This is a genomic window from Ruegeria sp. CF1 (genome assembly GCF_056537445.1).
In genome coordinates, this window is the sequence record NZ_JBQFRN010000002.1 from 493710 (window position 1) to 519850 (window position 26141).

The 26141-nt window shown below is 59.1% G+C and carries 25 protein-coding genes and 1 riboswitch; of the genes, 5 read left to right on the top strand and 20 right to left on the bottom strand.

Going from position 1 to position 26141, the window contains the following annotated elements; translation table 11 throughout:
• Positions 1-15: 15 nt before the first annotated feature.
• The 10 genes from ACRZ96_RS07540 to cbiE all read right to left on the bottom strand — a co-directional run bounded on the left by ACRZ96_RS07540 (position 16) and on the right by cbiE (position 10103).
• Positions 16-1386, bottom strand: a complete 1371-nt coding sequence (locus tag ACRZ96_RS07540) for a tetratricopeptide repeat protein (protein ID WP_170648105.1) — start codon at positions 1384-1386, stop codon at positions 16-18.
• Positions 1387-1566: 180 nt separating this feature from the next.
• Positions 1567-2751, bottom strand: coding sequence for a CoA transferase (locus ACRZ96_RS07545; RefSeq protein ID WP_170648107.1), 1185 nt, complete (start codon positions 2749-2751; stop codon positions 1567-1569).
• Positions 2738-4357, bottom strand: coding sequence for a thiamine pyrophosphate-binding protein (locus tag ACRZ96_RS07550; RefSeq protein WP_480706639.1), 1620 nt, complete (start codon positions 4355-4357; stop codon positions 2738-2740). The genes ACRZ96_RS07545 and ACRZ96_RS07550 overlap by 14 nt, the downstream gene beginning before the upstream one ends.
• A 79-nt stretch (positions 4358-4436) precedes the next feature.
• On the bottom strand, positions 4437-4901 hold the full coding sequence (locus ACRZ96_RS07555) for a DUF302 domain-containing protein (RefSeq protein WP_170401258.1): 465 nt from the start codon (positions 4899-4901) through the stop codon (positions 4437-4439).
• Between the two features lie 76 nt (positions 4902-4977).
• Entirely contained in the window at positions 4978-5721 is a 744-nt protein-coding gene (gene cobF / locus ACRZ96_RS07560; protein WP_170512199.1) for a precorrin-6A synthase (deacetylating), read from the bottom strand.
• Positions 5714-6442 (bottom strand): uroporphyrinogen-III C-methyltransferase, encoded by a 729-nt coding sequence (gene cobA, locus ACRZ96_RS07565; RefSeq protein WP_480706636.1) that lies wholly within the window; start codon positions 6440-6442, stop codon positions 5714-5716. Before cobA ends, cobF begins: the two co-directional genes overlap by 8 nt.
• Complete coding sequence (locus ACRZ96_RS07570; RefSeq protein WP_480706980.1) at positions 6439-7761, bottom strand: cobyrinic acid a,c-diamide synthase CobB; 1323 nt, start codon at positions 7759-7761, stop codon at positions 6439-6441. Before ACRZ96_RS07570 ends, cobA begins: the two co-directional genes overlap by 4 nt.
• Entirely contained in the window at positions 7748-8542 is a 795-nt protein-coding gene (cobM, locus tag ACRZ96_RS07575) for a precorrin-4 C(11)-methyltransferase (RefSeq protein ID WP_480814363.1), read from the bottom strand. The genes ACRZ96_RS07570 and cobM overlap by 14 nt, the downstream gene beginning before the upstream one ends.
• Positions 8539-8907 carry a cobalamin biosynthesis protein gene (locus tag ACRZ96_RS07580; protein ID WP_170391855.1) on the bottom strand — a complete coding sequence of 123 codons (369 nt, stop codon included), beginning with the start codon at positions 8905-8907 and terminating at the stop codon, positions 8539-8541. The genes cobM and ACRZ96_RS07580 overlap by 4 nt, the downstream gene beginning before the upstream one ends.
• Entirely contained in the window at positions 8904-10103 is a 1200-nt protein-coding gene (gene cbiE / locus ACRZ96_RS07585; RefSeq protein ID WP_480706634.1) for a precorrin-6y C5,15-methyltransferase (decarboxylating) subunit CbiE, read from the bottom strand. Before cbiE ends, ACRZ96_RS07580 begins: the two co-directional genes overlap by 4 nt.
• On the opposite strand from cbiE, the gene ACRZ96_RS07590 reads away from it, so the two are divergent.
• Positions 10102-10833, top strand: coding sequence for a cobalt-precorrin-6A reductase (locus ACRZ96_RS07590; RefSeq protein ID WP_480706632.1), 732 nt, complete (start codon positions 10102-10104; stop codon positions 10831-10833). The two genes, cbiE and ACRZ96_RS07590, sit on opposite strands and share 2 nt — an antisense overlap.
• Here ACRZ96_RS07590 and cobJ read toward each other — a convergent pair.
• The 7 genes from cobJ to ACRZ96_RS07625 are packed head-to-tail and all read right to left on the bottom strand — an operon-like array spanning position 10830 to position 18794.
• Complete coding sequence (gene cobJ / locus ACRZ96_RS07595) at positions 10830-11588, bottom strand: precorrin-3B C(17)-methyltransferase (protein ID WP_480752504.1); 759 nt, start codon at positions 11586-11588, stop codon at positions 10830-10832. The genes ACRZ96_RS07590 and cobJ overlap by 4 nt on opposite strands.
• A complete protein-coding gene (locus ACRZ96_RS07600) occupies positions 11585-12313 on the bottom strand; it encodes a precorrin-2 C(20)-methyltransferase (RefSeq protein ID WP_170401239.1) in 729 nt (242 codons plus the stop codon). Before ACRZ96_RS07600 ends, cobJ begins: the two co-directional genes overlap by 4 nt.
• On the bottom strand, positions 12310-12939 hold the full coding sequence (locus ACRZ96_RS07605; RefSeq protein WP_170391845.1) for a precorrin-8X methylmutase: 630 nt from the start codon (positions 12937-12939) through the stop codon (positions 12310-12312). The genes ACRZ96_RS07600 and ACRZ96_RS07605 overlap by 4 nt, the downstream gene beginning before the upstream one ends.
• Positions 12939-14066, bottom strand: a complete 1128-nt coding sequence (gene cobG, locus ACRZ96_RS07610; RefSeq protein ID WP_170594884.1) for a precorrin-3B synthase — start codon at positions 14064-14066, stop codon at positions 12939-12941. The genes ACRZ96_RS07605 and cobG overlap by 1 nt, the downstream gene beginning before the upstream one ends.
• Positions 14063-17356: a cobaltochelatase subunit CobN gene (cobN, locus tag ACRZ96_RS07615; protein ID WP_480771975.1), complete on the bottom strand. Its 3294-nt coding sequence runs from the start codon at positions 17354-17356 to the stop codon at positions 14063-14065. The genes cobG and cobN overlap by 4 nt, the downstream gene beginning before the upstream one ends.
• A 5-nt stretch (positions 17357-17361) precedes the next feature.
• Positions 17362-18417 (bottom strand): cobalamin biosynthesis protein CobW, encoded by a 1056-nt coding sequence (gene cobW / locus ACRZ96_RS07620; protein ID WP_170420949.1) that lies wholly within the window; start codon positions 18415-18417, stop codon positions 17362-17364.
• Positions 18414-18794: a DUF1636 family protein gene (locus ACRZ96_RS07625; protein ID WP_170391837.1), complete on the bottom strand. Its 381-nt coding sequence runs from the start codon at positions 18792-18794 to the stop codon at positions 18414-18416. The genes cobW and ACRZ96_RS07625 overlap by 4 nt, the downstream gene beginning before the upstream one ends.
• Positions 18795-18879: 85 nt before the next feature.
• Positions 18880-19086: riboswitch (cobalamin riboswitch) on the bottom strand.
• A 144-nt stretch (positions 19087-19230) separates the two neighbouring features.
• On the opposite strand from ACRZ96_RS07625, the gene ACRZ96_RS07630 reads away from it, so the two are divergent.
• The 3 genes from ACRZ96_RS07630 (at position 19231) to ACRZ96_RS07640 (ending at position 21904) form a co-directional block, all read left to right on the top strand.
• Positions 19231-20178 carry an NAD(P)-dependent oxidoreductase gene (locus tag ACRZ96_RS07630; RefSeq protein ID WP_480814364.1) on the top strand — a complete coding sequence of 316 codons (948 nt, stop codon included), beginning with the start codon at positions 19231-19233 and terminating at the stop codon, positions 20176-20178.
• 114 nt (positions 20179-20292) lie between these two features.
• A complete protein-coding gene (locus ACRZ96_RS07635) occupies positions 20293-21300 on the top strand; it encodes a glycosyltransferase family 2 protein (protein ID WP_480771977.1) in 1008 nt (335 codons plus the stop codon).
• Positions 21293-21904, top strand: coding sequence for a class I SAM-dependent methyltransferase (locus tag ACRZ96_RS07640; protein WP_480706622.1), 612 nt, complete (start codon positions 21293-21295; stop codon positions 21902-21904). Before ACRZ96_RS07635 ends, ACRZ96_RS07640 begins: the two co-directional genes overlap by 8 nt.
• A gap of 124 nt (positions 21905-22028) precedes the next feature.
• Here the strand turns inward: ACRZ96_RS07640 and ACRZ96_RS07645 are convergent, their stop codons facing one another.
• From ACRZ96_RS07645 to ACRZ96_RS07655, 3 genes are read right to left on the bottom strand one after another with little or no spacing between them, the layout of a single operon-like run.
• Positions 22029-23027 (bottom strand): ABC transporter substrate-binding protein, encoded by a 999-nt coding sequence (locus ACRZ96_RS07645; RefSeq protein ID WP_170391831.1) that lies wholly within the window; start codon positions 23025-23027, stop codon positions 22029-22031.
• Positions 23006-24373: a sensor histidine kinase gene (locus tag ACRZ96_RS07650; RefSeq protein ID WP_170420953.1), complete on the bottom strand. Its 1368-nt coding sequence runs from the start codon at positions 24371-24373 to the stop codon at positions 23006-23008. The genes ACRZ96_RS07645 and ACRZ96_RS07650 overlap by 22 nt, the downstream gene beginning before the upstream one ends.
• Positions 24363-25031: a response regulator transcription factor gene (locus ACRZ96_RS07655; protein WP_170391826.1), complete on the bottom strand. Its 669-nt coding sequence runs from the start codon at positions 25029-25031 to the stop codon at positions 24363-24365. Before ACRZ96_RS07655 ends, ACRZ96_RS07650 begins: the two co-directional genes overlap by 11 nt.
• A gap of 108 nt (positions 25032-25139) precedes the next feature.
• Here ACRZ96_RS07655 and ACRZ96_RS07660 point away from each other — a divergent pair, with 108 nt between their 5' ends.
• Positions 25140-26117, top strand: coding sequence for a tripartite tricarboxylate transporter substrate-binding protein (locus ACRZ96_RS07660; RefSeq protein ID WP_170391824.1), 978 nt, complete (start codon positions 25140-25142; stop codon positions 26115-26117).
• Positions 26118-26141 lie beyond the last annotated feature (24 nt).

Consider the following 26141-nt stretch of genomic DNA (forward strand, 5'->3'; position numbering starts at 1 on the left):
GGTCTTTTATTGTTGTTATTCGGCGGGGACGCTTTGTGCGTCGCCGCTGTCGCGTGCGGCCTCGATCAATTCTCGGCGGGCGAGGGCGTAATTGTCCTCTCCCCCGGCACGTTTGGCGCGGCGGTCGTCCAGGATGCGCTCGACAGCATCCAGACGGCCAGCGCGCAGGCCGGAATCAATGGTGATGCGCTCGAATACATCACGTTGGGCGTGGCTGCCACCCGCCAGTTGCATCCCACCCCGGGCATTTGAAAGAAAATCAAAGGCTTGGCCGTAAAGGCCCTCTCCAAAGGCCTCAAGCCCCTTGGCGGCGGCAATGCCCGGGTCGGACATGCGGATCGGCGTGTCACCCTGATTGCGCTGGGCGTCATTTTGAATACGCTGCAGCATATTTGCTGTAGCCTCCGAACGATTGTCCCCGGTCAATGCCAGCAAGTAGTGAAGATCGGCGAAGATCAAGCATCCGTCTTCGGTTCGGGCTGCGCTGAGATCGGCCAGTTCTTCCCAACGGTTGCCAACATCAACGCCCTCAAGCTCTAGCCGGGACAGCAGCGAGGTTGCATTCGAGATATCGCGATAGTCGTCGGTTTTGTCCTGGCGGATGTGATGATCGTAAAGCGCCATCACTTGATCGACTTGCCCCAAATCCAGATGCATCAGCGCCTTGTGCCACCAGACATGATAGCGGAAATTGTTGCAATGCGCCCAAGCGTCCTCGCGTCCCGCGAGCCAGTCCAGTCCCAGCTGCGCGTTGCCCGTCATCTCGTGCACGTGCGCTACAGCGTGCAATCCCCAGGCGTCGTCCGAAACCATCCACAAGGCCTGACGACCGGCGATCTCGGCTTTCTCGTAGGCGCCGGTTTCCTCCAGCGCGAACGAGTGGCATCCCAGCAAGTATCCACGTCCGGCGTGGTCGGGTTCATACGCAGGCATCACCCGTTCGATCGACCGACGCATCCCCGCCGCATCGCCCAGAACGAAGCGCGTCGCATGGCTGAGCTTCATGGCCAGAGTATCCGTTGGGTGCGCCCGCAGAATCTCTTCAAATTTCTGAACGGCCTGTGATGGAAGGTCGGCCATATACAAACCCAGCGCCTCGACATATAGCCTTTCCCGGGCTGAAACGGGCTGACGCTCCATCGCTGCATTCGCGGCACTCAGCGCTTCGGCAGCGACCGCGATCATCTCACGCCGGCCCAGCAGAACCATGAACAGCCCCTTGACCGCATGGCCCAGCGTAAAGTCCGGCTCAAGCTCCAGAACCTTGCCCAGATGTTGCGGTGTTATAGCGGCATGCGCCATGAACCCAAGGAGAACACCATCCCATGCCTCGACGCTTGCGGGCTGGTTCAGGGTGTTCATCTGTCCAAAGACGTCTTGTTTCATACTCGGGTCCAATCTGATTGCGACGTTCTACACTGTTCGATGTAACAGAGTGTGCAGCCGGGTCGTAACAGTATCGACCCTGCTCTCGAATTGGTGAAATCCCGTGTGTGAGAAACGCGAAAAAAACCGCCGATTCAAGGGCATGTTTCAGCAACTTGCCGCCTAAACGGGCAGAGTGTTTCAATCTTCGAAGGGGTTTTCCGCGTTCAGAACAGCCTGTGTGTCAGCCCCACAGACCGGTGGTGCGCTGCGATATGTTACAGGCGTGCGTGACAGGTTCAGGGGATTCCCGATCAGTTGCACCTCGCCAGGCTCAGCTTGCATCGAGATCTGCATCTGGCGGGCAGCGACCTGATCCGAGGCAAAAACCTGATCGAGCGTCCGCACCGGGCCAACAGGGACTTTCAGGTCTTCAAGCCCCGCGATAACGCTGCCTGTATCCAGCGCCTGAACTGCCGGGCGCAGGATCGCATTCAACGCATCCCTATTTTCAAGACGGGCCGGGTTGGTGGCAAATCGGGGATCTTCGGCTAGCTCTGGCTTTTCGATGAAGCCGCAAAATCTTTTGAACTGACTGTCATTTCCAACGGCCAGAATCACGTGCCCATCCGCCGTCTGATAGACCTCGTAAGGCACAATATTGGGATGCCCGTTGCCGCGCCGCTGAGGCACTTCGCCCGAGGTCAGATAATTCACGCCCTCATTTATCAGCCAAGCGATCTGTGCATCCACCAGCGCCAGATCGATCTGCTGACCCTCGCCAGTCATGTCGCGATGACGCAGCGCAGCCAGAATACCAACGCAGGCATACATACCACACATCACGTCAGCAATTCCGACGCCTACTTTCATCGGCGCGCCTTCGGCGTCTCCGGTCAGAGACATGATCCCGCCATATCCTTGCGCCATTAGATCATATCCGGGCTTCGATGAGTTTGGGCCTGTCTGCCCGTAGCCTGAGATTGAACAATAGACGAGGTCGGGAAACTCATTGGACAAGGTTGCGTAGTCGAGCCCGTATTTCGCCAGTCCACCGGGCTTGAAATTCTCGATCAGTATATCAGCGTGCGAGGCTAGGCGTCGGACTTCTGCCTGTCCTTCGGGTGTTGCGATATCCAATGCGACCGATTTCTTGTTGCGGTTGGAGGACATGAAATATGCGCTCAGGTCCGAGCGGTTACCATCCGCATCCTCGGCGTAAGGAGGGCCCCATTGTCGCGTATCATCACCACCGGTCGCCGGGTTTTCGATTTTGATGACGGTAGCGCCAAGATCGCCCAACAACTGCGTACAAGTGGGTCCTGCCAGAATGCGAGACAGGTCCAGTACCTTGACGCCTTTCAGCGGTCCTTCAGATGCGGCCATCATATCCTCCACGGTCAATTTCCGCAGCAATGACAGTGAACTTGTCTGCTTTCAACGCCTGATCCAATGCAGCCCGCAAATCATCGCGGCTACGAACTGTGCGACCATAACCGCCGAGTGCGCGGCCTAAAGCGGCAAAGTCATGGCGGTCAAAATCCACTCCGCGATTGCCCATCTGACGCTGGCGTTGTTTCAGCTCGATCAGCGCAAGGCTGGCATCGACAAAGACCAGAAAGATTGTGTTGCCACCCAATTCGGCGGCAGTCGACAGCTCTCCTGCAACCATCAGAAACCCGGCATCGCCTGAAAAGCTGATCACGGGGCGATCCGGTTCGGCCAATTTCAGACCGATCGCCATCGGAACGGCACACCCCATGGTGCAGAGCGCCGAGGACTGGATCAACCCTCGTGCCTCCGAACACTCCCACATCTGACTGAGCAGAATGCGATGCGCGCCGCTGTCGGCCGTGGCGAGGGTCTCAGGTGGCAGAACGGCACGAGTTTCTGCGATGATCGCCGCCGGTCCCCAGTCTTCATCTGTCGGAAAAGCATTCGCCAGCGCAGCCTTGACCTGTTCAGGCTCACCATTCGGCCAAGTCTTGCCGGCAGGGTTGCCCTTGGCAATGGCCTCAAGCGTTGCGCCGGTGTCGGCGACCAGATTTAGCCCAGCCTGATGCATGTAATGATCGTTCACCACGGCTGATATGTCGATCACGCGCTTGGTTTCTGGGTCCCAGATCTCGCGCCAGCCGGGGCGCATCTCGATAGGGTCATATCCCAAACACAGTACTAGATCAGCCTGTTCCACCAGCGGGACTAGGTGCTTATCGGCCAGCGGAGACAAACCCGCCCCGCCCAGGCAGAGTGGATGATCCTCGGGCACCACCCCCTTGGCCTTGTAGGTGGTGACAAAGGGAATGTTGAAATGCTCTAAAAATGCTCGCACCACACAGCGCGAGTCGTCGTAAAGAACATCAAGACCGATGATCGCCAAAGGTCGCTCAGCCTCGGCCACCCATCGGCGGGCCTTTTCCAGACATTCCGCGCCAGGCGCGACAGGAGCAACTTTTGCCAGTCGACGACGTTTAACCCCTGATACGCGCGTATCGGCCACCGAGATAGGCACATCGATGTGTACCGGGCCGGGGCGCGCTTGGTTGGCAAGCGATACCGCCTTGTCGGCGATGATATCGGCCCCGTCGGCCGTCAGCATAAAGCTGCCTTTGGTGATCGAGCGATAGACTTGCGCGTGATCCATCACTTGATGGGTGTAGGTCAACGCCTCATCCGCGTCGACGCATCCGGTCAGCACGATCATCGGCACCCGATCCTGCAGGGCGTTGGCGACCACATTGATCCCGTTCATCGCTCCGGGCCCGAGTGTGGCCACGAGGATTGCAGGTGCACCATCGCGATGGTGGACCGCTTCGGCCATGAAACCTGCAGAGTTTTCGTGTTTTGCAAGGTGGAAAGCAATGCCCGCGCTTTCCAGCGCATCCACCAATGTCAGAACCTCGCCGCCGGGCATTCCGAACGCATGGCGGCATCCGGCCTCGAAAAGGCGTTGTGCCAACAAATCCGCAGCGCGGGGAGACAGGTCCTGCATTAATCAAGCTCCGACAAAGTTATCTGCCAGCAGATTGCGGAGGACGCGTCCGGACGCAAGCAGGTTCACGTCAGTGTGACTATTTGACGGCGTTTTCCGCCACGGCCTGAAACTTTGCGTCCAATTCTATGGCAATCTCGCGCAGAGCGTCTCCGCCCTCGTCTGCGTAAGGGGCAAAGACGAAGCTGGGTGTCTTGTAAGAAAGGGTTGCAGTGCCGTCCTCGTTCTCGGTCACGTAGAAACGGATGGGCGCTTCGATCATCGCGTTGGTCGAGGTTTCAAGAACCCGAACTGCGTAATCGTTGTTGAATGCGCCAATCACCCGGTTGCCCGGAATGGTGATACCGCGCGAGGCCGCCGCTTTGGTCGGCCCGGCCTGTGTCACAACGATCAGGCCGTTTTCCTTTACCGCGGCCTTTGTGTCATCTACGAGGGTCTCATAGCTTTTTCCGCTGGAGTAAACCGCCCATCCAGTAAGAGGTTCGATGCCGTCGGCCCAAGCAGGCATCGCCAGCAGGCAGATCGCAGCCCAAAGCGCCCTCATGTTCTTTCCCTTCCTGTTGACTGGGGAATTGATGACAGAAAAGCGCTGAAACGGGGCTCACAATCCTGTGCGCGCGTCAGGCCGCACGTTTCTTCAGCAAATAGATATCCATGATCCAGCCGTGATCAGAACGGGCCTGCGCGCGGGTATCCAGAATGTCTTGCGCCACATCCGCCAATGGGCCTTTGATCAGAATCTCTTCTTTCATGCCCACATATGCCCCCCACCAGATGTCATAATCGGTCATCTTCAGGCTCTGGAACGAGCATTCGCCATCCAGCATTACGGCCACTTTCGACGCCGTTTCAGGCCATCCATCATCGCGGATGCGACGGCCTGTGGTCACGACATAGGGCGCGCCCAGATCATTGATCGGGATCGCATGGGCTGCAGTCAACGCCTGCAACGCTGTGATTCCCGGCATAACCTGGACTTGTGGTTGCGGGTCCAGCCGCGCTGCAATTCTTAGCGAACTGTCATACAGCGACGGATCACCCCAGATCAGCAACGCCACCTTCTGCGCGTCCGGGTAGGCTGAAATCGCCTCGTGCCAGCGCAGGGCAATTGCGTCGTGCCATTCGTCGACGCCTCGGAGATAGCCGTCATCTGCCCGGCGTTTGGGAACGTCGAAATAGGCGATCCGTGCAGGTTTGTCGGTGACCTGCGTGATGATGTCTTCGCGCACACCGGCCAGATCAGCTTTGTTCTCTCCTTTTCGCGGGATCAGGATCAGGTCCGCTGATCTGATCGCCTTCGCCCCCTGAAAGGTCAGGTGGTCGGGATTACCCGTGCCGATTCCGATCAGAATCAGTTCAAACATCTTCGAACTCTGCCAGCGGGCCATACAGGATCAGGGCCGGGGCGGTTCCAACCTCGGATCGCAGCTTGTCGGACAGGTCTCCGATTGTGGAGCGCTCCAAGGATTGCTCGGGAGTTGAAACAGATTCGGCCATCAAAGCAGGCGTGTCCAACGGCAAGCTATGCGCGCTCAGGGCTTCGACCAGCAAGGGAAAAGTGCGCTTGCCCATAAATACGACCGTCGTCGCGCTAGCATCAGCCAGGGCGGGAAGGTTCAGATCGGTCGGCAATTTGCCACTTACGTCATGCCCGGTGACGAATTGAACGCGACGTGCAGTCAGGCGTCGGGTCAGAGGAATACCAGCTGCAGCTGCCGCCGCGACGGCAGAGGGGATGCCGGGAATGATCTCGTACTTGATGCCGGCTGCCTGCAACGCGACCAGTTCTTCTTCCAGTCGACCGAACAATCCTCCGTCACCGGATTTCAGGCGTACCACCTGCTGACCGGTCTGCGCATACTCCACCAACAATCGGCTGACGTGATCCTGCTTGGGCGAAGGGCGACCGGCGCGTTTGCCAACACCAACCAGATCAGCATCGTCACGCGCATGGGTCAGGATCGGGCCGCTGCTGAGATCATCAAACAGCACCGCATCGGCTTTCTGCATCCGGTCTACGGCCTTGAGCGTTAGTAGCTCCGGATCACCCGGACCGGAGCCAATGAAAGAGACAAAACCGGTCATGCCGAGGCCTCTGCAATAAGATGGAAAAATGTGCCGGTGACATTGCCACGTCGCGATCCTGTCTGAGGGCCTTCGGCCCCCTCGGCATCGAAGACTCGCGCAAGAGGAGCGTCAGGTTGTTCGATGATCGAGGAATAGTGGAACTCATGTCCGCGCAAGGCGGTACCCTTGGCAAAGCCCGGCATCGACGCCAAAAGCTCAGCCCTACGATAGCCAAGGTTGAATTTGCGCTTTTGGTATGAGGTTTGCAGACCCAACAACCCTGCCATCTGATGTGGCGCGCCTTCCTTGTCGACCAGAACTTCCCCCAATGCCATGTACCCCCCGCATTCACCATGCACAGGTCGCGTTTCCGCGTGTTTGCGCAGCCCGGTCAAGAATGTATCTGCTGCCGCCAATGTTCCTGCGTGCAGCTCGGGATAGCCCCCCGGTAGCCAGACCAGTTCAGCGTCTGCAGCTGGCGCTTCGTTTGCCAGTGGCGAAAAGGGCAGTATTTCTGCACCGGCGCTGCGCCACCCTTCCAGCAGATGCGGGTAGGTAAATGAAAACGCTGCATCACGGGCCAGTGCGATCCGCTGCGCCGGGGGTCGCGGCAGCGCGGCTGACGATGGCCTAGCAGGGCCTGAGGAGGCCGCCCGTTTGATCGCAACCAAATCGACATGTTCACGCAGGAATGCGGCATATCCGGCGATTGCCGTTTCCAGATCCGGATGCTCAACCGCCTGGATCAGGCCTAGATGTCTTTCGGGCAGGGTCAGATCACCTCGGCGCGGAAGAACGCCCAGAACCGGCAATCCAGCCCGTTCCATGCCCAGCCGCGTCAGCCGCTCATGTCTTGGGCTGGCACAGCGGTTCAGGATCACGCCGGCAAAAGGTAGATCGGGGTTATACATCCGAAAGCCAAGCGCGGTCGCCGCCGCCGATTGCGCTTGTCCTCCGACATCCAGGACCAGAACGACCGGCCATCCCATGCGCAGCGCCGTTTCAGCGCTCGACCCATGCCCCAGCTCTCCGGGTTTGGCGACGCCATCAAACAAACCCATTGAGCCTTCGGCCACCACAATATCCGCGCCCGTGGCCTGCTCAGAGATCGCGCTTAGCAGCGGCTCCCCCATCGCCCAGCTATCCAGATTGAACGAGGCACGGCCCGCTGCAGCGCGGTGAAACGCCGGATCTATATAGTCCGGCCCGCTTTTGAACGGTTGTACGGTCAAGCCGTCCTCGGCCAAAGCCCGGAGCAATCCCAGCATGACAGTGGTCTTGCCTGTACCCGATGACGGAGCGGAAATCAGTATTCCGGGGGGGTTAGTCATCACCATGGCTCCAGCTCGACCACGGACTGTCGGCGCTTTGAGGGCGATAGCGGCGGTCATATGTCTTGGAATACAGACAGCTTTCGTCAAACCCTTCACCTGCAAGCGCCGGACCAACCATGATCAGTGCGGTGCGCGAGATGCTGTAGTCCAGTGACTCCTTCAACGTGGCAAGCGTTGCGCGGATGATCTTCTCATCCGGCCAACTAGCGCGGTAGACCACGGCGACCGGGCAGTCTGTCCCATAGGCAGGTGTCAGGTCGGCGATGACGTTATCCAGATTTCCGATCGAAAGGTGGATAGCCAAAGTCGCACCTGTTTTAGCGAAGTTTTTCAGTGTCTCGCCTTCCGGCATCGAAGACGCACGCCCGGGCGTGCGGGTCAAGACCACTGATTGCGCCAGACCGGGCAGTGTCAGCTCGGTCCCGAGCGCTGCAGCCGCAGCCGCAAACGAGGGTACACCGGGCGTGACGCTGACCGGGACACCCATCTCTTTCAGACGTCTGATTTGCTCACCCATCGCCGACCAGACCGAGAGGTCCCCGGAATGCAGCCGCGCCACGTCCTGTCCAGCTTTATGCGCTGCTTCGATTTCGGCCATGATCTGATCCAGATCCATGGGTGCGGTGTTTACGATCTTCGCGCCTTTGGGGCAGTGGCCCAGAATCTCCTCGGGTACCAATGAACCCGCATAAAGGCACACCGGGCAGGAGGCGATGATATCGCGCCCGCGCAGGGTCAGCAGGTCGGCGGCGCCCGGTCCGGCGCCGATGAAATGAACGGTCATGTCTGTCCTCCGATGGCGACGGCGCAGGTTGCAAGCCGGTCGTCCGAGATTTGTCTGGGTGAAATCAGCCGCGCGCCATGTCCGGCGGCGGCAAGAGCGGATGCTTCGGCCACGCTGCCGGTGCCATATGTGGCGCGACTGCGGGTTGAGCAAGTAAGTGTGCGTTGTTCGGCAAGATCATTTGCCGGAATGAAATGTACCGGCAGCTCAGTTGCTTCTGCAAGCGCGGCAAGTGCGGTGTGTCCGTCCTTGTCCGCAACGGTCGCAAGGGCATCGACAGTTTTTCCTGTCGAGGCAAGCTCGAAAGCGGCACGAAGACTGGCCAGCGTAGCAGAGGATGAGAAACCTAACCCCGCGACGATCATAACGTGAGGCTCCACTGCACCACTGGGTAGGCAGATTTCCAGCCTCGCCGTGGACCAAGCGCAGCTGCCTGCGCCAGTTCGATGCGCAGCAGGTCTCCGCCGAGCTTGTCGTGCCATTCAGCTAGTAACGCTTCGCTTTCCAATGTCACCGCGTTGGCGATCAGCCGCGTGCCGGCCTGAAGATTAGCGTGTAGCCAGTTCAGCAGATCCGCACTCAGACCGCCACCGATGAACACCACATCGGGTCGGTCAAGATCAGCCAACGACTCTGGTGCAGAACCGTGCACAACGCACAACCGATCCTGCCCTAACGTATTGGCATTGCGGCGAATGCGTTCGGCCCGATCAGCACGCGGCTCGATAGTCGTTGCAGTTAGCGTCGGATCGCACATCAGCCACTCGATGCTGATCGAACCGGTGCCACCACCGATATCCCACAGATGCTCACCCCGATGAGGGGCAAGCGCCGACAGGGTTAGCGCGCGAATGGGGCGCTTGGTGATCTGGCCGTCGGTTTCAAAGATGTCATCGGGCTTTCCCGAGGCTTTGGGAAAGGCACGCCCAGTACCCGCGACATCAAGACCGACACAAACCGGATGTTCGAAGGTTCCAAGCAACGCCTCGGTCAGCGACACGCTGCGCGCGCGTTCACGGGGGCCACCGAGCGCTTCCATGACGTGCAGAGTGCAATCGGCAAAATCGGTTTCGCCCAGATAGGTCGCAAGCTCGGCTACGGCTTTGCCGTCGCGCAGCAAGAGAATCGCGCGCAGGCCGGGTGCCAAGTGAGGGCGAAGGCGCGTCAGAGGCGCGGCATGTAGCCCGAAGGTCAACGTGTTTTCAAGCGGCCAACCAAGCCGCGCAGCAGCAAGCGAAAAGGTCGACTGGCCGGGTAGGGCAATCCATTCGTTCGTTTCGAAATTACGCGCGATAACGGACCCGGCCCCGAACCAGAACGGATCACCCGAGGCCAGCACAACGGTTTGCCGACCGCGCAATGCGGTCAGAATTGGCAGGCCATCGGCAAATGGGACCGGCCATTCAATCCGTTCCGCCGCGCTGTCTGGGATCAACGACAGGTGGCGTGTCGGACCCATGACAATCTCAGCGCGGTCCAGCACTTGACGGCTTGCAGGGGACAGGCCATCCAGTCCATCTTCGCCCAAACCCAGAACGGTCAACCACGGAGTTTCAGACATGCCCAACCTCCTTATTCTTGGTGGCACGACCGAGGCGAATGCTCTGGCAAAATCGGTTGCCGATCAAGGCATTCCCGCTACATATTCCTACGCCGGACGTGTCGATAACCCGTGCTCGCAACCCGTGCCGATGCGCGTGGGCGGGTTTGGTGGTGCAGCGGGACTGGCGCGGTACATTCACGAGCACGGCGTCACCCATGTTGTCGATGCGACTCATCCCTTTGCGGCGCAGATGAGCCGAAATGCGGTGGAAGCCTGTGCGGGGGGCGCAACGCCCTTGGCCGCTTTGACGCGACCTGCTTGGGTCGCGCAAGACGGGGACAACTGGCAGCACGTACCGGATATTGAAGGTGCGGTTGAAGCTCTGGCCGGTCCAGCCCGCCGCGTCTTCCTGGCAGTTGGCCGCATGCATCTTCATGACTTCGCAGCCCAACCTCAGCATCACTATCTTTTGCGGCTTGTAGACGATCCGGACGCATTGCCGCTTCCGAAAAGCGATGTGATCGTTTCGCGGGGCCCGTTTACTGTTGAAGAGGACCGGGCCTTGATGGAACGTCACCATACGCAATTGATTGTATCCAAGAATGCGGGTGGCACCGGCGCGCGGGCCAAACTGGATGCCGCCAGGGCGCTGGGCTTGCCGGTTCTGATGATAGACCGTCCGACCCTGCCGAAGCGGACCGAGTTGGCAAATGTCACGCAGGTCTTGGACTGGCTGGCGCATACTTAATCCTTGGCCAGCGTGAATCTCGGGGTGTAGACGATCGGGGCGCTGTTGCGCTCGACTATGCGGGTCAGGGACGAGCCGACGATGACGACGGTCTGCATGTCCGCCATATCTGCCGTGGCTTCTTCCAGAGTTGAAATCCGCAAAGCCTCATCCTCGCGGGATACAGCGCGTGCGAACAGGATCAGGCGTTCCGGCTCACATTCCTCCCGCAGGATTTCCAGCGTTTTTTCAAACCCTTCCGGTCGAGACTTCGAGCGAGGGTTATAGAACGCCATGGCGAAATCGCCCTGCGCGGCAAGTCGGAGGCGCTTTTCGATCAGTGGCCATGGCTTCAGGTTGTCGCTCAGGTTGATGGCGCAGAAATCATGCCCTAACGGCGCCCCAGCGCGGGCCGAAGCCGCCAGCATCGCAGTGATCCCCGGCAGCACGTCGATCTGTATGTCACGCCAGTCTTTCGGCCCGTTTTCAAGCGCTTCAAACACCGCAGCGGCCATTGCAAACACGCCGGGATCCCCTGACGAGACTACAACGACGCGTTTACCGCCGGCCGCCATTTGCAAAGCGTGCCGAGAGCGGTCGATCTCGACCCGGTTATCGCTGGCGTGCAGGGTCAACCCCTCTCGCTCGGCCACCCGAGCAACATAAGGGATGTAACCAACCACGTCCGTCGCTTCTGCCAGCGCGGCAGTGACTTCGGGAGTGACCAGTGCTTCGTTTCCAGGCCCAAGGCCAGCGATCTTGACCCAACCGCTCATGGTCGGCGTCCCTGTCCATGAACCAGTATGATTGAGAAATAGGGCGTGATTCCTTCGCAATTATCAGACAGTTTGCAGACCCGTTGGTTCGGCATCTGAGCGTATTCGACGATCCACGCGCGGTCATACAGCCCGGCCTGTTTCAGCGCGCGCTTTACCTTGTCGAAGTTCCGCCCGATCTTCATGACAACCAGCGCGTCGGTCTGGGTCATGCGTTCAGTCAGAGTATCCTCGGGCAAGGTTCCAACAAGAACCGTGAGGACATCGTCGCCCCAAGTTATCGGGTCACCGGTTGCGGTCCAGGCGCCGGACATGCCGGTTATGGCAGGTACGACTTCGACTTCAGATATGTCTCGTAGTCGATTGTAAAGGTGCATAAATGATCCATAGAAGAACGGATCGCCTTCGCACAGGACCACTACATCCTCACCATTTTCGGTAAGCGACTTCAGATGTGCGGCACAGTCTTCGTAAAACACCGAAAGGAGTTCATTATACCTTGGATCCGTCACCGGGATTTCGGTGGTTACCGGGTACTCCATTGGAAACTCGATGGCGTCGCCGGGGATCATTCCATTGACGATCTTGCGGGCCTGACCTGTGCGGCCAGGTTTGCGAAAAAACGCCACATGGCGGGCATTGCGCAGCAGGCGGTCCGCACGGACACTCATCAGGTCCGGATCGCCGGGGCCGAGGCCCACGCCGTATATTTTACCCCCGCTCATTCCGTGCGGCTCGCGATAGCATTGATGGCAGCAACTGTGATCGCACTGCCTCCCAAACGGCCTTTGACGATGCAGGAGGGTACGGGCTGCGCTTCCCACAAGGCATCCTTGGACTCGACCGCTCCGACGAAGCCCACCGGGCAGCCGATAATGGCAGCGGGGCGTGGGCAGTCGGGATCTTCCAACATGTTCAGCAGGTGGAAAAGCGCGGTAGGGGCGTTACCGATCGCGACCAGTGCTCCTTCCAGATGCGGACGCCACAGCTCTAGCGCGGCGGCAGAGCGCGTGTTGCTCATTTCGGCAGCCAGAGGGCGCACGCGCTCGTCATGCAGGGTGCAGATCACTTCGTTATCAGCGGGCAGGCGAAAGCGGGTGACGCCTTCGCTGACCATGCGGGCATCACACAGGATCGGCGCGCCATTTTCCAGCGCGGAACGCGCTGCCGAGACAAAACCGTCCGAGAAATGGACGAACTCTTCCAGCCCGACCATCCCTGCGGCGTGGATCATCCGAACGGCGACCTGTTCTTCATCGGCATCGAACCGGGCCAGATCAGCCTCGGATCGGATGGTGGCAAAGCTCTGCTTGTAGATCGCCGCGCCGTCGGTTTCGTATTCATAGGGCATCAGGTGAAGTCCATGGTCATGAGTGTTTCTTCGGTCAGGCCGCGTTGGCAGGGCTCATCCCCCGCACGGCCTTGTTTGACAAGGTCAAATCGTCCGGAATTGCCAACCAAAGTGACATCGGCCGGACCCATTCGGGCGCATCCCTTGGCGCAGCCCGATACATGCAGGCTGCCTGCAACGCGCGCGGCCAGGGCGCGCGCCACACCGCGGGTTTCGACCTGCGCCTGCGGGCAGTATGGCGCGCCGGGGCAGGCGTCGGTTGTTCTCAGCGGGTCGGTGCCATCTGTGACAAAGTCAAGGGCGGGTATCGCCGCCCCGCCTTCCAACAGGAACAGCCGCCATGGTGTGACCCGCAGGGCAGTGGCGTTGCTGTTTTCGATCAGCAAATGGAGTTGCCGCGCCGGTAGCTGCCCAAAGGCAGCGCCATAGAGTGTCCCCTGCACGCAGGCTCCCGGTTGAAGAGGCACGCCAATGGGGCCGGGCGCGCTGCCTTGCCACTCGTTGGGCAAACCATATGTGGCAACGGTCCGCGCCATGCGGCGGGTCTCGGTTGTGTGGGTTTGCGCAAACCACTTCGCCAACGCGATCACTTGGTCGATGGCTTGAGCTTCCGACACCACTCGCCCGGTTTCGGCCCCGTCCGCGCGCAGGATCAGGCTGCCCGAACCGAGTTCAAGCCGGATATCCGCCGAGTCATCGGCCAATAAACGCTCGGAACCTGTGTCGATGGCAAAGCCGAACTTGGCAGGTAAATCCGGAAGCTCGGCCAGACGCTGGATCAATTCCTGTGTCAGCCGAGCGGTCAGATCACCGGCTTCATAGAGTGGCGAGACCAGAATGTTGCGGCGAATTTCGATTCCGGGTTCGGCGTCCAGCAGGTTCAGCGAGGAAAGCGCGGCCAACAAGGATTGATGGTCGGTTTCCTTTACTCCACGCAGCTGAAGGTTGGCGCGGTTGGTAAGGTCGATCGTGCCATTGCCGAACCGTTCCGCCAATTCGCACAGCCCTATCGCCTGTTGGGCATCCAGGCGCGCCAGCCGAGGGCGCACACGCACGACCAGCCCATCACCGGACATCATCGGGCGATGGGCACCGGGGCACCAGCCCTGCACGATGGGCGCACTCATCCCAACCCCTCCAGGTCGGCGCGGATCGAGTTCCGGCGGGTATGCCATAGCCCTGCCTCCAGCAGTGCCCGGAACCGATCCTGCATGGCCTGATGTGCTTGCGGGTTTGCCTGTTGCAGGAAGGCGTCGACCTCTTCATTGCCCAGCGTGGCGTCGTGGTACAGATCGAACAGATGCGGTGCGACTGTGCCGGACAGATGCGCGAAAGATGCCATATGATCCAGCGTCGCCGCGATTTCAGCGGCGCCCCGGAACCCGTGCCGCTGCATTCCGGCAATCCAGCCCGGGTTGGCGGCGCGGGCATAGACGACGCGGCTGATTTCCTCGGGCAGGGTGCGGGCGCGCGGGTTGTCCGGGTTGGTATTGTCCAGATGATAAAGCTGCGCAGTACCGCCGGTGATTTTCTTGGCGGCGGCAAATCCGGCCTCGTGCGTTGCATAATCATTGGCCAGCAGCAAGTCCGTCTCGGTCAGGTCCTGTAGGTGCACAAAGCTGTCGGCGTTGGCGACGCGTTGCGAGATACCGTCCTTATCCTGCGCGATGTGTTCACCTTCCAAAGCGAAGGAACTGGCATCAAGCCAAGCCTCACCCGCTTGCACGCGTGCCTCATCCGTATAGGTTTCGGACAGATGAGTCATGTTCAGACCATAGCTGCCGGGGGCTGGCCCATAGACCCGCGCCGCAGGCTCCTGACCGGCGTAAGGATTCCAGTCGGGTGCTTCATCTCGTTTGGTCAATGCGCGGACAGCCTGACCGTAAAGCGCTGAAAGCGTCGGGAACACGTCCCGGAACAGGCCAGAGACGCGCAGTGTTACGTCCAGACGCGGGCGGCTGAGATCGGTGATCGGCAACACTTCGATGCCCGAGACCCGCTCAGACCCTTTATCCCAAACCGGCTTCACTCCCAGCAGGTGTAGCGCCATGGCGAATTCCTCGCCCGCTGTGCGCATAGTGGCCGAACCCCATAGATCGACGATCAAGCCCTTGGGGTAGTCGCCTTCTTCCTGCAGGTGCCGCCGAACCAGTTCCTCGGCGAGCTTGACGCCTTGTGTATAGGCCGCGCGCGTGGGAACCGAGCGTGGGTCGGTCGTGTAAAGATTCCGCCCGGTCGGCAAAACATCCGTACGCCCGCGATAGGGGGAACCGGACGGCCCGGCCTCGATCCGTTTGCCCGCTAAAGCGTCAATCAGGGCAGAGCGTTCAGCTTGGGCTGAGGGGGCAGCGTCGAAATTGCCCGTCTCATCGGGAACGCGCCCAAAGATATGCAGCCCATCACCGAACTGGCTTTCCTTGATGTCGCAGACAAATCGGTCAATGCGCGTGATCGCCTCGGCGGTACAGGTGGCCTGATCGAGGCCAAGATCGCTTTCCAGCCCGATCGCCTGCGCCTCGTCCCGGATATCTTCCTGCAGGCGATCGCGGCGTTTGGGGTCTAGCCCGTCCGCGTTCGAGAACTCGTCCAAAAGCGATTCCAGCCGCACCATGCGATCTGGTGTGCCGCTTTCCTTCATCGGGGGTGGGATATGGCCCAACGTGACCGCCCCGATCCGACGCTTGGCCTGCGCGGCCTCGCCGGGGTCGTTGACAATGAAGGGGTAGATCACCGGCAGATCGCCGATTAACGCCTCGGGCCAACATTCGTTGCACAAGGCGACTGATTTTCCCGGCAACCATTCCAGCGTGCCATGCGCACCGATATGGATCAGCGTATCCGCGACCAATCCTTTGCGCAGCCACAAGTAAAAGGCGACGTAGGCGTGGCGCGGTGTGCGCGACAGATCGTGATAGTCGTCATCGCGCAGTTCGGGTGTACCGCGCTCGGGCTGCAGCGCGATCAGCGCTTTTCCACGACGCAGTGCCGTGAAATGGAACGCGCCGTTTGTGAAAGCAGGGTCGTCTTCGGGAGTGCCCCAAACCTTATTGAGATCGGCGCGGAGTGTTTCCGGCAGCGCCGCCAGCGCCGCCTGATAATCCTCTAGCGGCCATGAAATCCGTGCATCAAGAAGAGTTTCAGCAATTGGCTCGGCAGGCGCGGTGTCATACCCTTCGCCTTGCAGATCGAGCAACATTGCCTCAGCCGAGGCCAGCGCATCCAGACCCACTGCATGTGCCATCTGCCAGTCTTTGCCGGGATAGGTCGATAGTACCAGCGCCGGAACCTGCTCCGCTTTGGGTTTGTCGTGAAGGTTCAGCCAGCCGGAGATGCGGTTGATGATGGCTTCGATCCGTTCGGGTTCAGCCCGATGAGCGAAACGAGAATATTCGAGATGCGGATCGCGTTTGCCCGGCTCTTTGAAGGATACGATGCCCGCGTTGATCCGCCCGTCCACTTCCGGAAGGACCACATGCATCGCGAGGTCGGCAGGTGAAAGGCCACGCACTGCGTCAGCCCACGCTTTGCGGCGTGAGGTGGCCAGCGCGACCTGAAAGACCGGCACCTCTGCCACATCCAGAGGTGAGGTGCCTGATGCGCCCTTGCCTGAGAATGAGGTGGCGTTGACGATCGCCGAAGGCTTCAGCGCCACAATAGTCTCGCGCAGCCAATCGGCGGCATTTGGTGCTTTGAGCGACGGGGCAAACAGGCCGACGGCCTCAAAACCCCGCGCCCGCAAGCTGCGGATCAACGCCGCAATTGGGGCGGTATCTGCCGAGGTCAGGTATGCGCGATAAAAGGTTACGATGATACGTTTCGCATCACCGGGCAGAGCGTTTTCTGCAGGGATCACGCCGTGATCTGGGCACCAGGCACCGCATTCGGGGATGGTCTTGGCGCCCATGACCGGACCTGCATACAACCCCGCAGCCAGTGCCATCTGCGCCAGAGCGGCCTGCGCCGCGACCTCACCGCCGGTGTCGCACAGATGCGCCAGCCGCCGCAGGGTCGAGACAGGCAGGGTAGAGTAATCATCCAGCCGCGTATCCTCGCGACCGTCTGCGGGCAGTACGGCCAGTGCAATCCCTTTGGCCTGCGCCAGCGCCAGAACCTGCTGCAAGCCGTACGCCCAATAGGGCACTCCACCGATCAGACGGATCAGGATGCCCTTTGCGCCCTCCAGTGTCTGCTCGACATATGTGTCGACTGAGAGGGGATGCTTCAGCGCCGTCAGATTGGCCAGCCGCATCGTTGGCATGCGTCCTTCAGGCCCACCTCCACGATGCCATCCCGCCGCGAAAGCGCCAAGGTCACTGTCGGAAAAGGACAGCACCACCAGGTCCGCCGGGCTCTGACCCAGATCGGTCGGGGTCTCGGTTTCTTCGAGCCCATGGCTTTCGCGGAAGACGACGTGCATAAGTCTTACTCGGCAGCCTCGGTTACACCCACGAGGATATCGCGGATCTCGGCCTCTTTGATATCGTCATGCTCGGCAATGACCACAAGGCGCGAGCGACGGTCTTCGCCGGGCTCCCACGGGCGGTCATATTGGTGACGCACGCGCGCACCGACGGCCTGAACCAGTAGGCGCATGGGCTTGCCTTGAACGGCGGCATAGCCTTTGACGCGCAGGATATTCAACTCGTTGGCCAATCGTTCAATCTTGGCGACCAGATCAATCGGATCGGTTTGCTCGGGCAGTTCAACGATGATGCTTTCGAAATCGTCATGCTCGTGATCGTGATGGCCGTCGTGATGGCTGGGACGCGCGTCCATGTCATCCTCGGCCGCGGCTTCTAGACCCAGCACGACGCGGACGTCCACGGCACCCTCGGCCACTTCGACCACGGGCATGGGGCGGGGCGCTTCGGCGGCGATGATCTCTTTCGCTTTCGCAACGCCTTCCGGGCCAGCCAGATCGGGCTTGGTCAGCAGAATGATGTCGGCGCAGGAAATCTGATCCTCGAACACCTCGGACAAGGGAGTTTCATGATCAATCGAGTCATCTGCCATGCGTTGCGCATCCACCGCCTCGACATTCGGAGCGAACCGACCAGCGGCCACGGCCTCGGCATCGGCCAGAGCAATCACGCCATCGACGGTGATTTTCGAGCGGATATCGGGCCAGTCGAACGCCTTCAGCAGCGGTTTTGGCAGGGCAAGACCGGAGGTTTCGATCAGGATGTGATCGGGGCGCGGCTCTAGTGCCATCAGGGCTTCAATGGTCGGGATGAAATCATCGGCCACGGTGCAGCAGATGCAACCATTGGCCAGTTCCATGATGTTTTCCGCCGGGCAATCAGGAATGGCGCAGGACTTCAGGATATCGCCATCGACGCCGACATCGCCGAATTCGTTGACGACCACCGCCAGACGCTTGCCCTGCGGGTTCTGCATCAGATGGCGCACCAGTGTGGTTTTGCCCGAGCCCAAAAAGCCGGTGATCACAGTGACGGGGAGTTTCTCGAGATTGCTCATTTCAGGGCTCCAATCGGGGGAATGCGGGCCGCACAGTTTTTGCGGAAATGTTCGGGACGTTCGCGCCATTTGACCAAACCGTCCTCGGTGGCGAGGTATTTGGCTGCGCCTTCGACGATGGTTTCAACATGGTCGATCTCGTTCAGATGCTCATACACGAAAGTCCAGCGATCCGGTCCTCCGCGTAGCACGATCGAGCAGCCTTCATCGCAATTCGACAGGCATTCCACAGCTTTCAAGGTAATGCCTTCGGGCAGGCCCGCCTGTTCAAGCGCCTTGTGCAGCAACGTGCCGGGGCGCTGGGCGTCATCCTCGACAGGCAGCCCGCGACGGCAGGTAGTGCAAACCAGCAGTTCGACCGGTGCGGTCTCGGTCATGTCTCTCATCCCCCCAAATCCTCTTCGTGGGGGACGGGGTTTCATGCGGGCCGATCACAGCCCCACACCGGAACACCCCGTCCGGTTTCATCTTCGGGCGTTGGCAGGTCTCCCGGCTTGCGGATTTCAGAGGAGGCCTCTGTCGGATGTCCCGCCTTCCCGGCCATACTGCCAGTGGCTTTGGGCACCCTCTCCGGTCACGGTCGCGGGGGCGGCTGCGTTTGACGGCAAAAACCGCTGACGCATTCCCTTTTCATCTGCTCTCGCAGACACCAACGAAAGGGACATGCGGCAGGGCAGGGTTGCTTGTCAAGCGAGTCGCGCCGATCCGTGAAAAAGCGGATAAAAAGCGACCTGTCGGGGTCGCTGGGCGGCATGATACTTCTGCAACGACGTGCTGGCATGGCAGCAAGATGCGAACAGGAGGATACCGCGCATGAAAGTAGGGTTTGTCGGGCTGGGGAATGTAGGGGGCAAGCTATCTGGATCGCTGCTACGAAACGGTATCGATCTGACGGTTCATGACCTGAACCCGGATCTGGTGACCGAATTCGTCGCCAAGGGTGCCAAAGCCGCCAAATGTCCGGCGCAGCTGATGCGCGATTGCGATGCTGTTATAACCTGTTTGCCTTCTCCTGCGGCCTCGGACGCGGTGATGCAGGAAATGTTGCCAGAGGTCGGCCCTGGCAAAATCTGGATGGAAATGTCGACCACCGACGAAGCCGAAGTCAAACGCCTTGGCGCAATGGTCATCGAACGAGGCGGCGCAGCGGTGGATTGCCCGGTTTCGGGCGGATGTCACCGGGCAGCGACGGGTAATATCTCGATCTTCGCAGGCTGTGATCGTGAGACTTTTGAACGTATCCTGCCATTCCTGACCACCATGGGGCGGCGCATTTTGCACACGGGCGATCTGGGCTCGGCCTCTGTTTTGAAGGTGTTGACCAATTATCTGGCGACCGCCAACCTGATCACCTGCGCCGAGGCACTGGTGACAGCCAAGGCCGCCGGCATGGACCTTGGAACCACCTATGAGGCGATCAAGATATCGTCAGGCACATCCTTCGTGCACGAGACCGAAAGTCAGGTCATCCTGAACGGCTCGCGCGATATTTCCTTCACCATGGACCTGGTGAAAAAAGATATCGGTCTGTTTCAGGAGGTCGCCGACCGTGCCGGAGTTCCCCTTGAGATAAACCCATTGATGATCAAGATTTTCGAAGATGGCATCGCGCGATATGGTGAGCGTGAACTGTCCCCGAACATCATCAGGCGGCTAGAGGACGCGACCGGACTGGAGATCCAGGCGCCAGGGTTCCCAACCGAGATGCTGGACGACGAGCCAGAAGAACCGGGTTATGAGGTGATCCCACAGAATCGGTAGATCAAATAATCGGCAAGCGTTGCGGCTGTCTGGCGGCCTGGTTGGACAAAATTCTGGGGCTATTCTAAACAGGTCAACAAGAGTCCGACACCGGCACAGGCAAGAGAACAACTTATGACGAATGAGACCTTTCTCATCGTAACAACGATGAAAAACGAAGGGCCTTTCATGATCGATTGGGTGGCCTACAACCACGCAATCGGCTTTGATGACATTCTGATTTATACCAATGATTGCGCTGATGGTACCGATGCCATGGGCGAACGGTTGCAAGCGCTTGGCTGGGCTCACCACCAACGAAACAGGCTGGGTCCGCGCGCTGCGCCGCAGGTTCGTGCATTTTCGCTTGCGCGGAATCACCCAAGCTATCTGTCATCGGATTGGATTCTCAGTTTGGATGTGGACGAGTATATCAATATCCGTTTGCCCAATAGTGATATAAGAAGCCTCGTTGAGGCCAGCGGCGTGGCGGACGCGATCTCGATCTGCTGGCGCATGTTCGGAAACGCGGGTCAGAACGATTTCGTTGATCGACCTGTACCTGAGACTTTCTTTCTGGCCGCCACCGAAGACGGCTATCCGCATCACCGGACCAAAGGGTTCAAAACGCTGTTCCGCAACAACGGAAAATTCAGCCGTTTTCGCGCCCATCGTCCCAGGATTAATCCAGAAGATGCACCGAACCCTGACGCGCCATACGAAGGCGTGTTGTGGCGGGATTCGGGCGGGAACCTGTACCCAGCAGACCAAGTGAAATGGAAAGCATGGCGTGGTTTCAGCCATGAATTCGCGCGCATTCATCATTATGCTGTGCGCAGCACTGATAGCTTTTTGGTCAAGCGCGACCGTGGGCGCACCAATCATGTGGGGCAGGATCAAGGGCTCAAGTACTGGCTCATGATGAACCACAATGATGTTGAGGATCGCTCAATTCTGGAACACATGCCGGCTATGCACGACATCAAATCTGAGATGATGGCAGATCCGCAATTGGCAGACCTCCATCACCAAGCATGTGAGTGGCACAGATCGAAAGCCGAAGAATTGAGAGCCAGACCGGACTGGGTTGATCTGGTTGAAGCGTTGCAAAATTCCTCTACCGGAGAAGACGTCTATGGGTGAAGCTGTATCTGCTGAGGATCGCCGCAAGAAGCAAGCTGAGCAGCGCGAGCGGAAGGATTCCCTGCGGCGCGAAATGCTCAAGGCCATGCCGCATGGACGGCTGAGCGTTGAAATTGGCGTTTGGAAGGGCGAGTTTTCGCGGATTCTGCTGGAAGAGCTGCAGCCCTCGAAATTGTGCCTCATCGATCCCTGGCAAGTACAGCAAGATCCGGATGGCGGTGCTTCGCTTGCCGGAGCGCGCACGCAAAAGGATATGGATCGGATCTACGATGCAGTAACGGGTAAATACAGTACCGAGATCGCCAAGGGGCAAGTTTCGATCATTCGCGACTATTCGCAACCGGCGCTGCGTTTGTTTGAAGATCAAAGCATCGGGTTTGCCTATTTGGACGGCGACCATTCCTACGAGGGAGTAAAGACGGATCTGAGTGCTTTGCTGCCCAAGATGATCGAAGGCGGCGTAATCATGCTTGACGATTATCACAGGCGCGGTTGGTGGAAAGATGACGTGATGCGTGCATTCCACGAATTCCTCGGGGCAAATTCTGCGGGGCTGCGGCTCAAGGCCATCATGGGGGCGCAGGTGGCCGTCGAGAAACTTTGAGCCGAGATCATTTTTCTGATTATAGATTCGTGCGACGTAACCCAGGCTGGCTAGTGTCTTCCAGCGTCAACAGTGTTAAGCAACAAGTTCAGCGATGACGGATAGGGTTGTTGTCTAAGTCCGATCATCTTTGAATAGCGGCACTTTCCCAGGCAGACAGGAACTTCCTGCGCTTCAGCGTATCGAGGAACGTCAACAACGCAGGGTCCAGCGCTATCGCTGCGCTTTCGGTCGTGGAGTCCTGCGTGTCCAGAAGTGGCAGTGCTGCCAGTGATTCCGGATTCAGCGTGGTCAGGTGCCGGACAAAGGTTTCCGCTTCCTCCGGCAAGCGGCTTTTGCCAGTTACCATGGCGGTTCGCATCATCGTCGTCTGAAAATCGGAAGGCAGAATGATCTGAAGGGCATCCTTTCCTTCTGTTCGTACCGCCGCATAACTGCCAAGCACGTTGTAGGCCACCGCGATTGTACCATCCGCCAGGTCGTTAATCATGTCGCCCGAACAACAATACAGCCGCACATCCAGGCCGCCCAAAACCTCCATCAAGCGCCAATAGGTTTCCGAGGCGCGGGCGTCCTGCGTGGCGAACAAATAGCCCAATCCCGACTGGCGCACGTCATAAGTGCCGACTTTGCCCCGAAAATCATCCGGGCGGGCACGCAGCGCTTCGATCAGTTCCTGCCGCGTTTGCGGCATTGGTTGTCCTTCGAACGCGGTGCGGTTGACAACGATGGTTGCGGGTTCCGAAGTGAAGGCGAACAGGCTTTGATGCCATTGCGCCCAAGGGGGGTGCGGAAGATCGTTAAGCGCCAGCGCATATCCGTCATTCGCGAGCTTCAGTTGCAGGTCCATCGCGCTGGAAACGACAACGTCGAACGCTTCTGGCGTGGCTCGGACGCGTCGGTCGATATCGGCCGTGCCGGTCACCAGATATTCGACCGATATCGCTGGATTCTGGGCGACGAAATCCTCGATCAGCGGCGCAAACAGGGCGGTATCGGTGCTGGAAATGACCCGCAGTCGGGGGCCGTCGGCACTTTCGTTGAATATTTGTCGGTCTTCCCAATCCTGAGCCCCTGCGCCGCTGGCGAATAGGCACAGGATCAGAGTGACAAGATAACGCATGCGCCGCCCTCCGCTTTGTTTGACAGTACCAGCGTGCCGCCATGGGCGACCGCGACGTCCTGGGCAATGGTTAGCCCGAGGCCCGATCCGATGGTTCCCGCCGCGTTCTGACCACGTTCGAAACGTCTTGTGAGCGTTTCGATTTCATCTGGCGGAAAGCCTGGCCCCTGGTCACTGACCGTGATCCGGGCTGTGGGTGACCCTGCGACATCGATGACTACGGTACTGTCCGCTGGCGCATATTTAAGCGCATTGTCTACCATGTTCCGCACCGCATTTTGGATGAGGATGGGGTCGCCCGAATACATGACCTGCGGATCGCCGCTCAAAGCAAGCGAAAGGTCTTTCATTTCAGCGATGGGCGTCAAGCGCTGGACAAGTTCACGGATCAGAGTCACCAGATCGATATCCTCGCGCTCCAGATGGTCGGCGCGGAATGTGATCATGGCGTGATCCAGTAGTTGCCCCGCAGCCCTAGAGCTTTCGTCGATGGCGCGCATCATTGATCTTAACGCCTCGCGGTTGTCTTCTCTCTCGACCCGTTGCAGCGTCGCCTCGGCATAAGACCTGACCGTTGCCAGCGGGGTGCGGACCCTATGGGCGGCCTCGGCGATAAAGTCCTCGGATTGGCTGAGAGACTGGTCCAGGCGTCCCATAAGCGAATTCAGCGATGACACCAAAGGCGCCATTTCACGCGGTACTGGTTTTTTGAATGGGCTGAGATCTTGCGGTCCCCGACGGGTGACGGATGTCGTTAATCTGTCGAGCTGACCAATGGTGGCCGAACTCACCCAGAAGGACAATACAGCCGCAAGTACAAAGAACCCCAATCCCAAAAGGCCAGCATTGCGTGAGATTTGATCCAGCGTCTCCGATAGCGCATCTTGGGTCTGTCCCAAGGCCACTTCGATTTCTGTCTGATTTCCCAGCCCAACCAGTGTGCGGCTGGCACTGACCTGACGAACGTTTTCACCGCGCACTTCACCGAAGCGAAAGGTCCATTTTCCATCAGCGGGTCCTTGAGTTGGGGTCAGGTCTTCGTAGCCGGACAAGAACTCGCCATCCTGAAAAATCGCATAAAACACTCGGTCGTCCGACGGCGTGCTCAGCATGGAAAAGGCAGCATAGGGGATATCGACTTCAAGCTCGCCTCCACGCAACGCCGCGGCGTCGAGGATCGAGGTGACTGAGGCACCCAGAATGTTGTCCTGACCTTGCTGGGCAACCTGAACTGCATAGTCGCGGACAGCAAAGAACAGCACAAGGGCCAGAATCGCGGCACCGCCGATTAGCGTTAGCGCAAGACGGTTTCGCAGTGATCCGGAAACGTTTGGATTAGTTGCCATGATCCAGCCTGTAGCCCAAACCGCGCAACGTTGTGATCCTGAGCTCCGATTTTTCCAGATGCTTGCGCAGTCGGCCGACATAGACCTCGATGGCATTGTCCGAAACATTGTCGTCGTAGGAGAACAACCGGTCCGCCAGCTTCTGCTTAGAAAACACCTGACCGGGGGCGTTGATCAGCAGTTCCAACAAGCGCAGTTCGCGGTTGCGAAGCGAGACGATGTCGTCGCCCACCGTCAAATGACCCGCAACCGGATCAAAGACGACGCCGCCAATTTCAATCGTCGTTTTGGTCTTGCCGGATTTGCGTCTCAGCACTGCGCGGCAGCGCGCCTCAAGTTCGGCATGGTCGAAGGGCTTGGTGACATAATCGTCCGCCCCAAGATCGAGTGAGCCGATTCGATCCGACACTTGACTGCGGGCGGTCAGAACGATGACAGGTGTGTCCAGATGGCTGGCGCGATGCCGTTTGAGGAAATCGCGCCCGTCCCCGTCGGGAAGCATGATGTCCAGCAGGATCAGGTCATACTCATCGATTTCAACAAAGGCCACAGCATCTTCTATTTTCTCTGCGTGATCAACCACATGCCCGTCCAGTCGCATGCGCGAACTTATGGCATTGGCGAGGTCCAGATTGTCTTCGACCAAGAGGAATTTCATCGGGATCCAATAGTAATTTCACCCATGACAGGTTGATGTCAGGTTGATGTGTTTAGGTTTCGAATAATCTGAGCCGCACTGCGGCCGGTTGTCAAACGGGAGGAATTCATGACGACAATCAAACTGGGCCGTCGCGCCCTGATCGCGGCTGTGACCGCTATTGGTCTGGCTGGACCGACTTTCGCTGAAGAGGTCGTAGATAGCATCCACTTTCTGATCCCCGGTGGCGCAGGGGGCGGCTGGGACGGCACGGCCCGTGGCACCGGTGAGGCGCTGACGAATGCGGGTCTCGTGGGAACTGCATCCTACGAAAACATGTCGGGCGGCGGCGGTGGTAAAGCCATCGGATATCTGATCGAAAACGCCGACAGCAACCACGGCACGCTCATGGTCAACTCGACCCCGATCGTGATCCGCTCTCTGACCGGAGTGTTCCCGCACAATTTCCGCGACCTGACACTGGTCTCGGGCACGATCGGTGATTACGCCGCGATTGTTGTGGGCAAAGACAGCCCCATCAATTCAATGGCGGACCTGCTAGCCGCGTATGACGCCGATCCAAGTACAACGGCCATCGGCGGTGGTTCTGTGCCGGGTGGGATGGACCATCTGGTCGCGGCGATGGTTATGGAAGCGGCAGGCAAGGACGCTTTGGGCGTGAAGTACATCCCCTATGATGCAGGTGGCAAAGCGATGGCCGCGCTTCTGTCCGGTGAGATCGCCGCGCTATCGACCGGTTTCTCGGAGGCTGTCGATCTGGCGAATGCGGGTGAGGTGAAGATCATTGGCGTCACCGCGGAAGAGCGCGTGGATGCAGCCCCTGATGCGCAGACCATGAAAGAGCAGGGCATCGACACAACTTTCGTGAACTGGCGTGGGTTCTTTGCTGCTCCTGGTCTGCCCGAGGACAAGCTGGTCGCTTATCAAGAAGCCATCGCCAAGATGTATGACACACCTGAATGGGAAGAGGTCCGCGCCCGTAACGGTTGGGTGAACATCCACAACTCGGGTGCTGATTTCCAATCGTTCCTGGAACAGCAGGAAAAGCAGATCGGCGATCTGATGAAAAAGTTGGGTTTCCTGTAAGGATACCTCGGGCAGAGCGGGCAA

What these genes read in the sequence shown, in the direction of transcription:
- ACRZ96_RS07540 (WP_170648105.1), bottom strand. Translation starts at nt 1,386, where the DNA reads ATGAAACAAGACGTCTTTGGACAGATGAACACCCTGAACCAGCCCGCA.
- ACRZ96_RS07545 (WP_170648107.1), bottom strand. Translation starts at nt 2,751, where the DNA reads ATGGCCGCATCTGAAGGACCGCTGAAAGGCGTCAAGGTACTGGACCTG.
- ACRZ96_RS07550 (WP_480706639.1), bottom strand. Translation starts at nt 4,357, where the DNA reads ATGCAGGACCTGTCTCCCCGCGCTGCGGATTTGTTGGCACAACGCCTT.
- ACRZ96_RS07555 (WP_170401258.1), bottom strand. Translation starts at nt 4,901, where the DNA reads ATGAGGGCGCTTTGGGCTGCGATCTGCCTGCTGGCGATGCCTGCTTGG.
- cobF (WP_170512199.1), bottom strand. Translation starts at nt 5,721, where the DNA reads ATGTTTGAACTGATTCTGATCGGAATCGGCACGGGTAATCCCGACCAC.
- cobA (WP_480706636.1), bottom strand. Translation starts at nt 6,442, where the DNA reads ATGACCGGTTTTGTCTCTTTCATTGGCTCCGGTCCGGGTGATCCGGAG.
- ACRZ96_RS07570 (WP_480706980.1), bottom strand. Translation starts at nt 7,761, where the DNA reads ATGGTGATGACTAACCCCCCCGGAATACTGATTTCCGCTCCGTCATCG.
- cobM (WP_480814363.1), bottom strand. Translation starts at nt 8,542, where the DNA reads ATGACCGTTCATTTCATCGGCGCCGGACCGGGCGCCGCCGACCTGCTG.
- ACRZ96_RS07580 (WP_170391855.1), bottom strand. Translation starts at nt 8,907, where the DNA reads ATGATCGTCGCGGGGTTAGGTTTCTCATCCTCTGCTACGCTGGCCAGT.
- ACRZ96_RS07590 (WP_480706632.1), top strand. Translation starts at nt 10,102, where the DNA reads ATGCCCAACCTCCTTATTCTTGGTGGCACGACCGAGGCGAATGCTCTG.
- cbiE (WP_480706634.1), bottom strand. Translation starts at nt 10,103, where the DNA reads ATGTCTGAAACTCCGTGGTTGACCGTTCTGGGTTTGGGCGAAGATGGA.
- cobJ (WP_480752504.1), bottom strand. Translation starts at nt 11,588, where the DNA reads ATGAGCGGTTGGGTCAAGATCGCTGGCCTTGGGCCTGGAAACGAAGCA.
- ACRZ96_RS07600 (WP_170401239.1), bottom strand. Translation starts at nt 12,313, where the DNA reads ATGAGCGGGGGTAAAATATACGGCGTGGGCCTCGGCCCCGGCGATCCG.
- ACRZ96_RS07605 (WP_170391845.1), bottom strand. Translation starts at nt 12,939, where the DNA reads ATGCCCTATGAATACGAAACCGACGGCGCGGCGATCTACAAGCAGAGC.
- cobG (WP_170594884.1), bottom strand. Translation starts at nt 14,066, where the DNA reads ATGAGTGCGCCCATCGTGCAGGGCTGGTGCCCCGGTGCCCATCGCCCG.
- cobN (WP_480771975.1), bottom strand. Translation starts at nt 17,356, where the DNA reads ATGCACGTCGTCTTCCGCGAAAGCCATGGGCTCGAAGAAACCGAGACC.
- cobW (WP_170420949.1), bottom strand. Translation starts at nt 18,417, where the DNA reads ATGAGCAATCTCGAGAAACTCCCCGTCACTGTGATCACCGGCTTTTTG.
- ACRZ96_RS07625 (WP_170391837.1), bottom strand. Translation starts at nt 18,794, where the DNA reads ATGACCGAGACCGCACCGGTCGAACTGCTGGTTTGCACTACCTGCCGT.
- ACRZ96_RS07630 (WP_480814364.1), top strand. Translation starts at nt 19,231, where the DNA reads ATGAAAGTAGGGTTTGTCGGGCTGGGGAATGTAGGGGGCAAGCTATCT.
- ACRZ96_RS07635 (WP_480771977.1), top strand. Translation starts at nt 20,293, where the DNA reads ATGACGAATGAGACCTTTCTCATCGTAACAACGATGAAAAACGAAGGG.
- ACRZ96_RS07640 (WP_480706622.1), top strand. Translation starts at nt 21,293, where the DNA reads ATGGGTGAAGCTGTATCTGCTGAGGATCGCCGCAAGAAGCAAGCTGAG.
- ACRZ96_RS07645 (WP_170391831.1), bottom strand. Translation starts at nt 23,027, where the DNA reads ATGCGTTATCTTGTCACTCTGATCCTGTGCCTATTCGCCAGCGGCGCA.
- ACRZ96_RS07650 (WP_170420953.1), bottom strand. Translation starts at nt 24,373, where the DNA reads ATGGCAACTAATCCAAACGTTTCCGGATCACTGCGAAACCGTCTTGCG.
- ACRZ96_RS07655 (WP_170391826.1), bottom strand. Translation starts at nt 25,031, where the DNA reads ATGAAATTCCTCTTGGTCGAAGACAATCTGGACCTCGCCAATGCCATA.
- ACRZ96_RS07660 (WP_170391824.1), top strand. Translation starts at nt 25,140, where the DNA reads ATGACGACAATCAAACTGGGCCGTCGCGCCCTGATCGCGGCTGTGACC.